General features: G+C 63.3%; 10 protein-coding genes. 2 read left to right on the top strand and 8 right to left on the bottom strand.

Features of this window, described 5'->3' with window-relative positions; genetic code table 11:
* Positions 1-265 precede the first annotated feature (265 nt).
* The 5 genes from JS533_RS08660 to JS533_RS08640 all read right to left on the bottom strand — a co-directional run bounded on the left by JS533_RS08660 (position 266) and on the right by JS533_RS08640 (position 5737).
* Positions 266-1339, bottom strand: coding sequence for a CHAP domain-containing protein (locus tag JS533_RS08660; RefSeq protein ID WP_236023787.1), 1074 nt, complete (start codon positions 1337-1339; stop codon positions 266-268).
* A gap of 515 nt (positions 1340-1854) precedes the next feature.
* Positions 1855-4251 carry a VirB4-like conjugal transfer ATPase, CD1110 family gene (locus JS533_RS08655; protein WP_241514025.1) on the bottom strand — a complete coding sequence of 799 codons (2397 nt, stop codon included), beginning with the start codon at positions 4249-4251 and terminating at the stop codon, positions 1855-1857.
* Positions 4244-4624, bottom strand: a complete 381-nt coding sequence (locus tag JS533_RS08650) for a PrgI family protein (protein WP_033495388.1) — start codon at positions 4622-4624, stop codon at positions 4244-4246. Before JS533_RS08650 ends, JS533_RS08655 begins: the two co-directional genes overlap by 8 nt.
* 42 nt (positions 4625-4666) lie before the next feature.
* Complete coding sequence (locus JS533_RS08645; RefSeq protein ID WP_033495386.1) at positions 4667-5512, bottom strand: VirB6/TrbL-like conjugal transfer protein, CD1112 family; 846 nt, start codon at positions 5510-5512, stop codon at positions 4667-4669.
* 18 nt (positions 5513-5530) lie between these two features.
* Positions 5531-5737, bottom strand: a complete 207-nt coding sequence (locus JS533_RS08640; protein ID WP_025263185.1) for a hypothetical protein — start codon at positions 5735-5737, stop codon at positions 5531-5533.
* Between the two features lie 525 nt (positions 5738-6262).
* On the opposite strand from JS533_RS08640, the gene JS533_RS08635 reads away from it, so the two are divergent.
* Positions 6263-7264, top strand: a complete 1002-nt coding sequence (locus JS533_RS08635) for a LacI family DNA-binding transcriptional regulator (RefSeq protein WP_033495383.1) — start codon at positions 6263-6265, stop codon at positions 7262-7264.
* Between the two features lie 51 nt (positions 7265-7315).
* On the opposite strand, the gene nagA is transcribed toward JS533_RS08635, so the two are convergent.
* The 3 genes from nagA to lacZ form a co-directional block, all read right to left on the bottom strand.
* Positions 7316-8629, bottom strand: a complete 1314-nt coding sequence (gene nagA, locus JS533_RS08630) for an N-acetylglucosamine-6-phosphate deacetylase (protein ID WP_033495381.1) — start codon at positions 8627-8629, stop codon at positions 7316-7318.
* Positions 8630-8703: 74 nt separating this feature from the next.
* Positions 8704-9516, bottom strand: a complete 813-nt coding sequence (gene nagB / locus JS533_RS08625) for a glucosamine-6-phosphate deaminase (RefSeq protein ID WP_033495379.1) — start codon at positions 9514-9516, stop codon at positions 8704-8706.
* Between the two features lie 96 nt (positions 9517-9612).
* Positions 9613-12774, bottom strand: a complete 3162-nt coding sequence (lacZ, locus tag JS533_RS08620) for a beta-galactosidase, LacZ type (protein WP_033495377.1) — start codon at positions 12772-12774, stop codon at positions 9613-9615.
* 362 nt (positions 12775-13136) lie between these two features.
* On the opposite strand from lacZ, the gene JS533_RS08615 reads away from it, so the two are divergent.
* On the top strand, positions 13137-14618 hold the full coding sequence (locus JS533_RS08615; RefSeq protein WP_033495375.1) for a glycoside-pentoside-hexuronide (GPH):cation symporter: 1482 nt from the start codon (positions 13137-13139) through the stop codon (positions 14616-14618).
* Positions 14619-14695 lie beyond the last annotated feature (77 nt).

The raw sequence follows: 14695 nt of genomic DNA, 5'->3' as shown, positions 1-14695 counted from the left end.
CGCACGCGCCTCCTCCAGAAGCCTGAGCGCCCTCGCCTGGAACTCCTTCGTATAACGAGTCTTTCCGGTCATGTTCCTAGTCTCCCATCAATGAGATAAAACACGGAACAAAAACCAGGTCATATCAGAGTTCCGGCCATGTACTGGGATGATCGTGGATTTGCGCAAGAAGATCCCAGTTGTCAGAATCACTCATCAAATCGGCAAGCTCGTACGAATCAAGTTTGGAATTGATGCGACGCATGATTCCTTCTTTCCCTCAGGATTAGTGGATGTAAGTGATGCTGGGATTGTTGGCCTGCTCTTTGGTAAGGGTCCTGAGCCATGCGTATGGGAGGCCGCCGCCGGATTCGCTGACAACAATGCTTCCGTCGTCCTTGATTTCCTCGACGATGGCGACGTGTCCATAATCGGCGCTTGCGCCGAGATAGCCTTTGGCGAAGCTTGCCACGTCACCGAGCTGTATGCCGCCGCCCGTTGGATATCCGAATTTTCTGGCGCTTGACGCCCACATCCAGCCGTCGCCCATGTATCCGTCCACCGGTTTGCCGATCTGCAATCGGCGAGCGGCCGCCCACCATGTGCATTGGCCGGTCTCATAGGTGGTGATCTTGCCCACGGGCGTGCCGGTCGCCGCCACATCCACGTTCAGCGTGCCAGACTGCATGACCAACGGTGGCGTGAGCTTGCCGATGGTTCGTCCTGCCGTGGCCGAACAGCCGCCTCCCGCATCAATCGCCGGCTTCACGTTGTCGAGATACCGTTTGGTGATGTTGGGAATATCCGGGTACCTCATGAGGTTGCCTTCGCCCGCGTTATGGGCGATGACCAAAGCCGTCAGGTCGTCAAGTTCGGCGAACGGCATGCCCGGGTGCTTGGCCTTGAGCTGTTTGACGCCTTCCAAGCGGTTTTTCAGATACATGCCGCCGTAATGGGCGTGGACCATGGGCTCGGTGATGCCTTCAGGTGGTGTCTGATCGGCACCTTCGGGATGCACGCCGCGCCATACGCTCCTGTTCATCTGCAGCAATCCCCATGTTCCGCCGTTGCTGTCGTCGGCATACGCATCCGGTCGGAAACCGGATTCCTGCTTCATGATCGCCGCGATGAAATCCGCGCTCAATCCGCTCGATCGGGCCGCCTCGCTTACCCATGGCTTCGCCTCGTCCGGGACCTCGATCACACTGGCCTCGCAACCTCCGTCATCTCCGACGGCAACGGTGGGTATGAACCACAGCAGCAGGCTGAAGACCATCAGCACCGCCGCCGTGCCCAATAGAAATGGAATGCTGACCGCAGCTGATGCCGATGCCGCGACACCGGCCTTCACCGCCGTCATAGTCCGAGAAACCGCCTGTGTGACCTGTCGTGCAACCTGCGTCGAAGCTCTGGCAGCGGATTTGGCCCCCTGGACACCCGATCGTACGGTCTTGCCGGAATGTCTCGCACGTTTGGCGCGAGCCGAAGCCGTTCTTCCTGCCACGGCACGTGCCGTTGAACCTCTTGCGGCATGTCTTGTGCGAATAATGCCGGTCACGCCGTCGCGTATCCGACTTGCGGGAACCATTGGTGACAACAAGTCGTCGTCCTCTCTGGTATCCGTCTGTGCCGATTGCGATTCAAGCACGGACCGTGTCGCCTTCACACCACGTTCCAAAACGCTGACGGTTGTTATGCCGGTCGGGCGCGATACTTCGGATTGATTGTTCCTGATGGTGGTTCGTGGCTGTTTCAGCCCGGCCAACACTGGGCCATGGAAGAGTCCATTAACATGACGGACTTTCAAACCATGAATCATGCCGTTCGGCCGAACGAGATTGCGCGTGGCGTGGAATGAGTCGGAGGTGACGGGTCTCATTCGGGCTTCCGATCCTCGAATTTCGTGGTATACAACCGGTAAAGCAGACTATCGGCATCGATACGCCCATCGAACGGTATGAACGCAGTGCCGCTCTTGGCCATGCCCTGACCGGGCTGCACCCCGGTGAAGAACGCCCGCTGCTCATCGGACAGCTTCAGCAGCTCGCACAAGGCGTCGGCATCCGTGGCGGTCTGGTTCAGCAGCAACAGGAAGTCGCTGTTCGCGAGCATCAGACGCGCATCCTGGTTGGCCAGCAGCTCCTCGATGTTCTGCGTAATGCCGGTGGGGCACAAACCCCATTTACGGGCGCGCTTGTACAGGCGCAGGAAGTATTCGGCCGCATACCGGTTCGAGAACAGCAGATGGAACTCGTCCACCCACAGCCAGGTGCGCCGGCCGAGACGGCGATTCCTGACGACCCGGTTCCAAATCTGATCCAGAACGACGAGCATACCGAATGTGCGCAACTCCGCTCCCAGACCGGAAACGTCATAGACCAGGAACCGGCTGGACGTATTCACATCGGTGGCATGGGCGAAGGCGTTCAGACTGCCGGTCGCGTAGATCTCCAATGCTCGTGCCGCATCACGGGCACCTGGCTCATTCAAAGCCGCGAGACGGTCATGCAGGGTGACGAGCGTGGGCATGCCCAGTTCTGGATGCTCCCGCACCTCGCGATACATGCCGATGACCGTACGGTCGATCAGACTGCGCTGCATGCGGTCGATGCCGTCCTGTCCGCCGATCAGCACGCCGAGCATGTTCAGCACGCTCGCACATTTCGACCGGATCGGATCACCCTCGGAATCATCCTCATACTCGATATCCAAAGCGTTGATATGCGCGCGAGACGATTCCCCGATCTCGACTCGCTCGCCGCCAAGACCGGTGCACAACGGCGTGAACTCACGTTCCGGGTCGATGACGATCAGATCATCGTCCGGACGGGTCAGATAGATCTGGGTTATCTCGTTCTTCGCCGCCTGGCTCTTGCCCGAACCGGTCGTACCCAAAACGAATCCGTTGCCGTTCATGCCTTTCGTACGGTCGATGACCACGGGATTGCCGGTGCGGGCGTTCGCCCCATGGAACACCCCGCCCGGCTCGAACAGTTCCTGCGACGTGAACGGCACCAGAATCGCCGCGCTCGATGTGGTCAACGTGCGACGCATCGGCGGCAAAGAATTACCCAACGGCAGCACGGCGTTCAGTCCTTCCACCTGCATGTAGGCCAAGGTCTCGGCCACACAGGACTGCCCATCGATCGCAGCTGTCACGTCACGAACCGTCTGATCCAGTTGCTCGCGGCTGTCCGCAGACACGTCCACAATCATCAGGGAATCCACCAGACGGTCGCCGTTATGCTCCAGATCATCACGCAGCTCACCCGCCTGAGTCATGGATTCCTGCAGCTCATGAGGCAGCATGTCCTCGGGTAGATGCTGTTTGCGGTTCTTGCGCCGCTCGTCGATGGCCTGCATATCCATTTCGGCGATCGTCCGGTTCACGAGCTTCAACCCCTCGGCCTTACCCCGCGGGGACAGATGGATGCCGACCGTGATGTCCGCCTTGATGTCCGTGATGGACGACACCAGCTGATCGCTCAGATAATCCGGGAAATCACGCACCAAAAGACACTGATGCCATACTTCCGTGGTGCCCGAGCTCAACCGGAGCCGACGGCGATCCGACACGTCCACGGCGAACGGGGCCACATAATCCTTCGTGGACATGCCATGCGATTTCAGGAAACCATCCTCGGTGAACGAGAACCGGACACCGTGCCGCAGCATCCCGTGCAGCACCGCCAGACGCGACTGCCGATCCAAGCGGACACCGACGCAGCCGCCCACCGACCGCAGCTGCGCCGTGGCACGCAACGCGGCACGGTTCAGCAGCGTGACCGCACGCTCCCCGTCCCGCTCACGCAACGTCAACGTCAGATACTTGTCCGTCACCGCGCCCTGCGAACGGCCGGCGAGACGCCGACGCACATTGCGGTTGAAGTCCCCGCGCAGTCCATCCAACGCATCGCTCCGAAGCGGCATGGCGATACTGCGCGTCACCTCCTCGGGATCCAGCATGCGCGTGGCGACCGTGATCTGGACTCCCATGTTCTCACCGATCGAATTCAGGAAACGCCCCCACCGGTCCACGACATCCAGCTGCTGATCCTGGGTCGCGACCTGATAATTGATGTCGCTGATCCGCAGCGACACGCTCCACCGGTCGCCGCCGAGGAACACGATGCCATTGGACAGCATCGAATCATAGCCAAGCAGCTCCTTCGACGAACGAGGCATGCGACGATTCCCGGACCGCCTGTTCCCGGCCTTTCCATGTCGCTTACCGTTGCCTTTGACCGCCTTGCTGCCACTGATGTCAGACATGACGACGTGCCTTCCTTCCCTTGATTCGTCTACGGGTCTTCTCCCTCAACGACGGTTTGCCGGGAAACCTCGCGGGAACATAGGATTCAAGCAAATAGACCTTCGGCCCGAAACGCTGGCGCAGCATGTATCCCAGATACCGTTCCGGCTTCAGCCCCTTCGGACGCCACCAACCCCACAGCGCGAACGGCAGGCAAACCGCAAACAGCAGATACGACCCCAGATCGGACAGTCCCAACGACCAGAACAACGCCGCCTCACATCCGCCCAGAACGAGCATGCACGCGGCGGCCGCCAGTTGGCGCCAGCTCAGCCCCCACATCACCTTCGCCTCAACATTGGCGATCTCCTTATATACGCGCATCTGCAACATGAATGAATCCTTTCCCTGATTGGCCCCGGTTGTGGTAGGCGGCTACTCGCCGCCGGCTATGGCCCGACTGACACGCTGACTCACCGCGATCACAAAAAACAGCAGGATGCCCGCCATCATGAGATTGCCGAAGTTGCCCGTCACCCACGCCACCATGCCCTCGTCCGCGGAATCCGGGATCTTCACGGCATCGACCACGATCCGCTGATAGAACACCAGACATATGAACACGCACACCGCATTCACCGACGTGCGAGCATACGACTTGAAGAAACCCACGCCGATCGGCTTGGTGTCCTCATGCACCAGAAACGCGAACGGCAACGACTGAAACGCCGTCAACGCATACAACTCGATGAACCGCACATACAGCACCACCGTGAACACCACCGACGCCAACTGGGACAACAGCCACGGAATCACCAGCAGAAAGAACAACGCCGCCTGCCCCATCACCCCGGCATCGCGAATCTGGTCACGCATCAGATCACCCAACTGACCGCCGTCGCCCGTCGCCTCATACGACATCTGCGAGGACACGCCCTGCATGAGGAACTGCGTGACCTGATTGAACATCCGAATGAACAAACCGGCGTTCTGCACGGCGATGAACACCAGCGCGATCTTGAACATGGTGCCGGCCACGATCTTCACGCCCAGATCGCGGTCCGCTTCGATGCGCGTCGAGTTGCGCGCCAGCTCCAACGTGAACATGACCGCGAGCACCACCGACGTCAGAGGCTTGACGGCGACTCCATGCACGTTCACCGCCAACTGGTAAAGAGCGGGATTCCATGTCTCCGGCGTCTGGGACAACAGCCCGGCCGTGATCGAACCGGCACCTCCGCCGCCGATCATGTTGAGCATGGCTACGATGAAGTCCTCCACGGCAGGCCCCGAATCAGCTCAGCCTAGAGCCACCGCGTTGAAAATCTGCGCGGCCGCGATGATCATGCCTCCGCCCACGATCTGCCACAGTCCAGACTGCGTCTGCGGCCCATTATGATCCTTCAGGCCGCCGCCGAAGGTGACGGCGCCCCACACCAGCCACAAGCCGCCGCCGATGGTGGCGAACCTGACGAACAACTGAAGCACCTGATTCAACAAATCCACGACGGCCTCCTCTGACGACGATCAAGGAGCCCGACAGGCAACGGCCTCCGTTGACACCCATCGTCAGGGAAAACCGGCAGGATAGCGGCGGACAGAGAAACCTCATTGCCCCTATATATAGGTATAGAAAGCCTGTTTCCCAGCTTGGGTGGTGGAAGAAGGGGAAGGAGATAAGCGAAAAAATTGCCTCTTCGATTCATAACGTCACACTCAGCGGAATAAGACCTGAGTGCGTAGTTGGCCGAGTCGGCATATATGCAGCGGCACTGAAGCGCTTACATATGTACTTGCCATTACATATTTGTAGATCTGCAAAATCGGAAAGGGAATCCGCATCGGAAGAATCTTCAGAATGGCGGGTATGTCAGCTGAGATATACCCGCCGTCCTATGCACTGCCCCTTTAGCCGGGACATACGCAGCCTACCATCTGTATGCAACTTCGTGCACTGGAGATGCTGAGGCTTTTCAAATCTCGGGTTATGCTGTAGTAAAACCCTTTACTAAAGTTTGCGGGGAGGATGTCATGGCCACGCTCAAGGAAGTCGCGGAACGGGCCGGGGTGTCGCAGAGCACGGTGTCGCGCTTGCTGAATGACCCGTCGTTCTCCATCAAGGAGGAGACGCGTCGGCGCGTGCTGCGCGTGTGCGAGGAGATGGGATACCGCAACGTGTTCCGTCCCGCGATCGCGGTGTTGGATGCGCCTCCGTCCGGGGAGGAATTGCAGGATGCGTACTTCGCCGATCTGCGGAAGGTTCTTGCGGAGTGTGCGGAGTCGATGGAATTGGACCAGCCCACGTTCATCCGATCCATACACGAGTTGACGGAACGTGCAACGGAGTTCGATGGGTTCATCACCGTGGGAGCCACGGTGTTTCCCGAAGCGGACCTGCGCGCCCTGCATGCGGTGCTTCCGCATGGCGTGTGCATCGACACGAATCCGGCGCCGCACCTGTTCGACTCCGTACGTCCCGATCTGTCGCAGACGATGCTGGATGCCCTGGACGAGATGATCGCGGCGGGCCGCAGGCGTATTGCGTTTCTCGGCGGCGTGGGCAGCATCATGGGCATGCATGACTATCCCGAGGACATCCGTGAACTGTCGTTCCGCCAGTGGGCCGCGCATCTGGGATTGGAAACGGACGGATTGGTGTATTCGTCCGGCACGTTCACCGTGGAGAACGGCTACCGTCTCGCGGAGCAATTGGTGGCTGACCATCGTGAGGCCGGCAGCATGCCCGATGGCCTGATCGTGGCCGCCGACGTGCTCGCGGTGGGGGCGTTGCAGGCGTTGAATGCGCTGCGTGTGGCGGTTCCCGACGAGTTGGCTGTGGTGAGTGTGAACAACCAGTCGATCGCCCGGTACACGTCTCCGTCGCTGAGTTCGTATGCGATCGATCAAAGGGAGTTGGCCCGTATGGCGTTCTTCACCTTGATTGATGGGTTGAAGCATGAGCGGCGGGTGCGGCGTCACATCCTGCTGACGACCGAGCTGGTGCCGCGCGCAAGCTTCGTTCCTCGGGCGTAAGACGTCGTCTCGAAGACGGGCGGCACCGGTGTCGATTTTGCTGGAAGGAGTTTACTTCAGCTGGCGGCCGGCGCACCAGACGTGTTGGGCGGTCCAGTCGGTGGGGTCGAGGAGGTTGAGGTCGGCGGCGTATCCGGGGGCGATGAGGCCGAGCGGCGTGCCGGTGACGGGGTTGGGCCTGTCGAATCCGAAGGCGCGTGCCGGGGTGAGGGTGGCGGCCTCGACGGCGGCGACGGGGCTGAAGCCGAGTTCGTTGACCGCGCGCTGGACCGCGACCTCCAGGGTGAGCGTGGAGCCGGCGATGGCGCCGTTGGACACGAGGCGAGCGTGGCCGTCGATGACGTTCACGTCGAGTTCGCCGAGCTTGTACGCGCCGTCGGGGCAGTCGGTGGCGGCCATCGCGTCGGTGACGAACGCGATGCGGTGGGGCGCCAGTCCGAAGCCGAGTTTGACCATCGGGTTCTGGACGTGGAAGCCGTCATTAATCAGCTCGATGGTGACGCGCGGGTCCTCCACGGCGGCCGGGATGGGGCCGGGTTCGCGATGGTGCAGGCCGTTCATCGCGTTGAACATGTGGGTCATGATGCCGGCGCCCGCGTTGAAGCCGGCCTGGGCGGTCTCGTAGTCGGCGTCGCAGTGACCGACCGCGGGCACCACGCCGGCGGCCGCGAACTGGCGGATGGCGCCGATGCCGTGCTCGAGCTCGGGGGCGATGGTGATTTGGCGGATGCAGCCGAGACGCCCGGCGGCGGGGTCGGCGCCCGAGGCGTCAAGCATGCGGTCCACGAGTTCGGGCACCGGGTCCTTGAGGCAGTTCGGGTCGTGCGCGCCCTTGCGCTTGAGGGCGAGGAACGGGCCTTCGAGGTGGCAGCCGAGGATGTCGGGGCGGGTGGCCATCTTCTCGTGCACGGTGCGGATGTTGCGGCAGATCACGTCCATCGGGTTGGTGATGAGCGAGAGCACCTGGCGGGTGGTGCCGTGGACCGCGTGGCCGGCTCGGGCCACGTCGATGCCGTCGGGGCCGTCGTCGAAGCTCTTCTCCCAGGCGCCGTGGGCGTGGATGTCCACGTAGCCGGGGGTCAGGATGCGGCCGGCCGCGTCGATGACCGCGTCGTTGGAGTCAGCTGGAACGGCCGGGTCGATGCCGACCGTGCGGCAGGCGTGCTCGAACGCCTCCTCGCCGGTACCGTCCGCGGCGGCGGAGCCTGTGGCCACAATCACGCCACGTGCGTCCGAGACCACCCAATAGCCCGATTGTTCGCCGCAGGCGTCTACCTTGCGTGCCCCGCGGATCGCGACCGGCTTGGCCTCGCCTTCCAACGCCGCCGTCACGCGGGCGACGATCTCATCTCTGTCCTGCGTCATGATTTCCTTCCTGCATATGGGTTCGGGCTCCCTCTTGGCGAAGCAAGAAGGAGCCCGAATCGTTCGTCTGCCGATCAGATGCCCTGCCAGGCGGGCTTGTGGGCGAAGGCGTAGCGGTAGTAGTCCTTGTGACGCAGACGCGACGCGGCCTCCTCGTCGATGATGATCGTGGCGTGCGGGTGCAGCTGCAGCGCGGAGGCCGGGCAGAACGCGGAGACGCCGCCTTCGACGGTCTCCTCGATGGCCTCGGCCTTGCCCGCGCCGAACGCGAGCAGCACGAGGTGACGGGCTTTCAGGACCGTGCCGATGCCCTGCGTGATGCAGTGGGTCGGCACTTGGTTGATGTCGTTGTCGAAGAAGCGCGCGTTGTCGATGCGGGTCTGCTCGGCCAGGGTCTTGACGCGCGTGCCGGACGCGAGGGAGGAGCCGGGCTCGTTGAAGCCGATGTGGCCGTCGGTGCCGATGCCGAGGATCTGCACGTCGATGCCGCCCGCGGCCTCGATGGCCGCGTCGTAGGCCGGTCCGGCGGCGGCGATCTTGTCGCCGTCCTCCAGCGGAGTGCCGTTCAGCACGTCGCCGGGCACATGGACCTTCTCCGGGTCGAGGCCGAGGGGCTCGACGACCGTGCGGTGGATGGTGGAGTGGTAGGACTCCGGATGGTCGAGCGGCAGGCCCAAGTACTCGTCCAGCGCGAAGCCACGCACCTGGGAGACGTCGATGTGCTCCTCGTGCACGATCTTGGCGAGGGCCCGGTAGGCGGCCAGCGGGCTCGAACCGGTCGCGAGTCCCAGCACCGCGTCCGGCTTGGCCTTGATGAGGTCCGCCACGCAGCGGCCGTAGATCTCGCCGGCCTCCTCCTCGTTCCTGACGATAATCACTTCAGCCATGATTGATTGCCTCTTTTCCTGTGGAGTGTGTTTGGGAAATGTATATATACGTGTACGGGCGGCGGCATGGTGGTGCATGCCGCCGCCCGTTGCCGGTCAGATGAGTTCGAGGTCCACGTCGAGGGTGAGCGGCCTGCCGGCGGACAGCTGGTAGGCCGTGTGGACGGGGGCTCCCCAGGAGTCGTCTCCGCCGACTCCCATCTGGGCTGCGAGCAGGCGCAGGTAGTTGTGGCGCGGCTCGGGCAGGTCCTCATGGCGGCGCGCGGCTTCGATCATGTAGGTACTCCAGGGCAGCAGGCTGGCCGTGAAGTGACGGTCGCCGCGTTGGGTGACGCGCAATCCGTGGCCTTGGATGTCGGTGGCTTCGAGCCAGCGGACGTCCTCGTGGCTGCCGGTTTCCTGCACCATGAGATACGGTGCCATGCTCGTCTTCGCGGTGGCGTTCCAGATGCCGAGCTTGCCGCCCTGCTTGCGGTCGCGGTAGGTCTCCTCGGGGCCGGGGCCGTAGTAGCGCAGACGCTCGTATTCGCCGGGCAGTTCCCATTCGACGCCGAACGCGGGCAGGCTGGCCGCACCGGTGGCTCCGCCGGGGTATTCGACGGTCAGTCGCATGCGCATGTCGGCGGTGATGCGGTAGGAGACCGTCACGGGCGTGTGGTCCGGGTCGGCGAGCTCGTACCGGTATTTGGCGGTGAGCCCTCCGTCGTCGGATTGCGCGATGCTCGTATCGGTCACGACGGCGTAGCGACCGGCCGCGAACCATGCGGCGCGGTCGAATCCGGAACGGTTGCCCCGGTCGTTGTCGGTCAGCGGGCGGAAGGTGACGAGTTCGGGGCGTCGGATGACCATTTCCCGGCCGTCCCGCTTCCAGGAGACGATGCCTCCCTGGGTGCGCGACAGGAGGATTTCCTCGTCGTCGCGGCGAATGCCCGCGTTCCATCGGCCGAGCGTGACCGTCGCGCGGCCGTCGTCGTCATGATCGGTCTCGGTGATGTCCCGTTCGGGGTTGAGTGTGCCGGTGAGTTGGCCGAACGCGAGCTCGTAGCCGGCCGGCGCCCATGCGGTGGCTTCCGCAGTCAGGAGATCGACCTCGTAGGTGACCTCGCGCGTATTCCCGTCCGTGTCGATGTCGGGGAAGGCGATGTCGTGGCGCTGGGTGTCTCCGGCGTCCACGTCGAACCGGTAGTCGGCGTGCCAGATCTCATGTCCGTCTTCGAGGAGCCGTGCGGCGAACACGTAGCCGTCGGTGCCGGCGAACAGGTTGCGGTTCTCGATGGTCACGCCGTGTCCGTCGGGGGTGAGCTTGACCGGTGAGTACAGCTGCTTGACCTCTTGCGCCTTGGGGCTGGGCGTGCGGTCGGCGAACACGATGCCGTTGCCCACGAATTCGTAGTCGGTCGGCCGGTCGGCCCAGTCGCCGCCGACGCTGAGGCGTTCGCGCCCGTCGGGCAGGCGCTGGACGAGTCCCTGGTCGATGTAGTCCCAGATGAACCCGCCGGAGTAGCGCTCGTACTGTTCGAGGTCGATGAACTCGCTCAGACCGCCGCACGAGTTGCCCATGGCGTGCATGTACTCGCAGCTGACGAACGGCTTGTTCGCCTCGCCCCGTTCGTCGCCGTGTTCGAGCCAGTTGCGGATTTCGTCGGGCTTGGCGTACATGCGGCTTTCGAAGTCGCTGATCCCGTCGTAGGCGTGGTTCCAGTTGACGCCTTCGTAGTGGACGGGGCGGGACGGGTCGAGCCGGTGCGCGTGCGCGCTCATGGCCTTGAGGACTTCGCCCGCGTAGGATTCGTTGCCCAGCGACCAGACGAGCACGCTGGGATGGTTGCGGTCGCGCAGGATCATGCTGTCCAGCCGGTCGATGCACGCGCCCAGCCAGGCCTCGTCGTCGCCGGGGACGGAGGTGCCCACGGGGATGTCGCCGGGGCTGTTCCAGCTGCCGTGGGTCTCCAGGTTGGTCTCGTCGATCAGGTAGATGCCGTATTCGTCGCACAGCTCGTACCAGCGGGACTGGTTCGGGTAGTGCGAGGTGCGCACCGCGTTGATGTTGTGGCGCTTCATGAAGCGGATGTCCCACAGCATGTCCTCTTCGGTGACGGCACGGCCGCGCCGGCAGTCGAACTCGTGGCGGTTGACGCCGCGGAACACGAGACGTTTGCCGTTGAGCTTGAGGATGCCGTCCTCGATGGCCACATGCCGGAAGCCGATGCGGGTGCGCGCGGTCTCCAGGACCTTGCCGTCCGCGTCGAGCAGGGTGACGGACAGCTCGTACAGGTCGGGGCGTTCGGCGCTCCAGGGGGCCGCGTCGTCGATCTCGGCCTCGGCGTGCAGCGTTCCGGCCGCTTCCGTGGCGGTGCGCCAGACGACGGCGCCGTTCTTGTCCCGCAGTGCGAGGTCGGCCGTCGCGGCGTTCGCGGCGCCGTCGATCAGTACGTCCAGCGAAAGCGATCCGATCGACGTGGCGGGCTCCCAATCGGCCCCGGCGTGGATGTCGGAGACATGGGCGGCGGGCCTCGCATTGAGCTCGACGGAGCGGAACAGGCCGTGCAGACGCCAGAAGTCCTGGTCCTCCAGCCAGCTCGCGCTCGAATACTCGTAGCAGGCGACCGCCAGCACGTTGCCGTCCTTCCTGACGACGTCCGTCACGTCGAACTCGCTGGGCGTGAAGGAGTCCTCGGCGTATCCGACGAACGCGCCGTTGAGCCACACGTAGATGGCGGTGGCAGCGCCCTGGAAGGTGAGCGTCACCGTGCGGCCCTCGCGGATGGCCTGGGCAACCGCGCCCTCCGCGGCGAACTCGCGTCGGTAGACCGCCACATGGCCATGCTCGGGGATGGCCGGGGCCTTCGGGTCCTCGTGGCCGTCCCACGGGTACTGCACGTTCACGTACTGCGGGTCGAGCAGCCCCGCGGTCTCCAGATGCGAGGGCACCTGCACCCGGGAGAACGACGAGTCGTCGAAGCCCGGTGCGGCGAACAGAGGCGACACGTCGCTGATCCAATCCGGCCCGTCGCTCGTCCCGTCGGGGAAGCTGTTCGCCGGCGCCGTCTCGACTCGGACCCGCCATTCGCCGTCGAGGCTCTGCGTGAGATTGGTGCCCTCGCCGACGGAGGGGGCGTGCGACCAGCATGCATGGTCGGAATGGGCGTCGAGCCGGTGGACCGCGTACACGCGCGGGTCGGCGAGCCATGCCGTCGTCGGCATGGACGGGGAGACGATCGGATCGCCGTTCTTCCGCTGATCGTCGGTTGTGTTCATGATGTCCTCGCTTTCGCATCGGATTGCGTCGCGTCGTTGCCGCCGCAGTTCGGGAGCCTTCGAATGTGACTCCTTGCACAACGATGATAAAGATATTTACTAATTTACGCAACTTCTTGCGCTTGTCCCGACTGCGACCGCAGGAACAGCGGAAAGCCTTTACTCATCAACGATAATCCGGTCTCCGACCATCACCAGCGCCCGCGCGGTGTGTTGGATTGGCGAACATGAATCGTTGGCATTGCTTGCGACACGCGGTAAAGTTTTTTACTTTTTCAAGAAAGTCCTATACTCGCGTCTTGCGGGATCGGAGCTGTTCCCGCGCACGGATTCTTTACAGGTCGCAAGGAGGCCACCACACCATGAGCGGATCCACCACACAGCGCACGGCGACGCCCGGACAGCCGCAGCCCATGCCCACCAGGAACATGGGGCAGAAGATCGCATACGCGTTCGGCAACCTGGGCCAGGCCGCGTTCTACAACACGATGAGCACGTTCTTCATCACGTTCGTGACCACCGCGCTGTTCATCGACGTGGACAAGACGCTGGCCGCGCGCCTCATCGCGGTGATCACCGGACTCGTGGTGGTCATCCGTATCGCGGAGATCTTCCTCGACCCGCTGCTCGGCAACCTCGTGGACAACACGAACACCCGCTGGGGCCGGTTCCGTCCCTGGCAGTTCATCGGAGGCCTCGTGCCCGGCATCCTGCTGATCATGGTGTTCACCGGCCTGTTCGGGCTCGTGGACGTGAACACCGGCGTGTTCATGGTCCTGTTCGTCATCGTGTTCATCCTGCTGGACGTGATCTACTCGCTGCGCGACATCTCCTACTGGGGCATGATCCCCGCGATCTCCTCCGACTCGCACGAGCGCAGCACGTACACCGCTCTCGGCGCGTTCACCGGATCCATCGGATACAACGGCGTCACCGTCATCGTCGTGCCCGTCGTCAGCTGGTTCACCTGGAAGTTCACCGGCCAATGGGAGCAGGGCCGCACCGGCTGGGCCGCGTTCGCCATCATCATCGCCGTGCTCGGTTTGCTCACCGCGTGGAGCGTCGCGTTCGGCACCCGCGAGAACCAGGGCGAGCTGCGCGCCAAGGCCGAGGCCAACGGCAACCCCATCGAGGCGTTCAAGGCAATCGCCCAGAACGACCAGCTCCTGTGGGTCGCCTTGAGCTACCTGCTGTACTCCGTGGCCAACGTCGCCACCACCGGCGTGCTCTTCTACCAGTTCAAATACGTGCTCGGCGCCCCGGACAGCTTCTCCATCGCCGGCGTCATCCCGGTCATCACCGGACTGGTCACCACGCCCCTCTACCCGGTGCTCAACCGGCGCATCCCGCGCCGCTGGCTGTACACCGCCGGCATGGCGTTCATGATCGCCGGCTATACGCTGTTCATCATCGCGCCCATGAACCTGCCCGTCGTCATCGTCGCGCTCGTCCTCTTCTACCTGCCCGCGCAGACCATCCAGATGACCGCCATCCTGAGCATGACCGACTCCATCGAATACGGCCAGCTCAAGACCGGCAAGCGCAACGAGGCCGTCACCCTCTCCGTGCGCCCGATGCTCGACAAGATCGCTGGTGCCCTGTCCAACGGCATCGTGGGCTTCGTGGCCGTCGCCGCCGGCATGGTCGGCAACGCCACCGCCGCCGACATGACCGCCGCGAACATCCGCACGTTCAAGACCTGCGCCTACTACCTGCCGCTCGCCGGCATCGTCGCCAGCCTCGTCGTCTTCCTCCTGACCGTCAAGATCGACGAGAACATGCACGACCACATCGTCGAACAACTCGAAGAACGACTCGCCTCCGAGAACACCGACGAACAGTAAGCAGCCAAAAGTAGCAAGGGAACGGCCCGACGCGAACGGTTTGAACCGTTGGCGTCGGGCCGTTGCCATGCCCGCCG

Origin of the sequence: Bifidobacterium amazonense, from assembly GCF_018555435.2 — a bacterium.
GTDB lineage: Bacteria > Actinomycetota > Actinomycetes > Actinomycetales > Bifidobacteriaceae > Bifidobacterium > Bifidobacterium amazonense.
This window is presented reverse-complemented; position numbering and strand designations above follow the sequence as displayed.

Bases quoted from the DNA above. Each gene is read 5' to 3' on its own strand.
- JS533_RS08660 (WP_236023787.1), bottom strand. From the start codon at position 1,339: ATGACGGCGGTGAAGGCCGGTGTCGCGGCATCGGCATCAGCTGCGGTC.
- JS533_RS08655 (WP_241514025.1), bottom strand. From the start codon at position 4,251: ATGTCTGACATCAGTGGCAGCAAGGCGGTCAAAGGCAACGGTAAGCGA.
- JS533_RS08650 (WP_033495388.1), bottom strand. From the start codon at position 4,624: ATGTTGCAGATGCGCGTATATAAGGAGATCGCCAATGTTGAGGCGAAG.
- JS533_RS08635 (WP_033495383.1), top strand. From the start codon at position 6,263: ATGGCCACGCTCAAGGAAGTCGCGGAACGGGCCGGGGTGTCGCAGAGC.
- nagA (WP_033495381.1), bottom strand. From the start codon at position 8,629: ATGACGCAGGACAGAGATGAGATCGTCGCCCGCGTGACGGCGGCGTTG.
- nagB (WP_033495379.1), bottom strand. From the start codon at position 9,516: ATGGCTGAAGTGATTATCGTCAGGAACGAGGAGGAGGCCGGCGAGATC.
- lacZ (WP_033495377.1), bottom strand. From the start codon at position 12,774: ATGAACACAACCGACGATCAGCGGAAGAACGGCGATCCGATCGTCTCC.
- JS533_RS08615 (WP_033495375.1), top strand. From the start codon at position 13,137: ATGAGCGGATCCACCACACAGCGCACGGCGACGCCCGGACAGCCGCAG.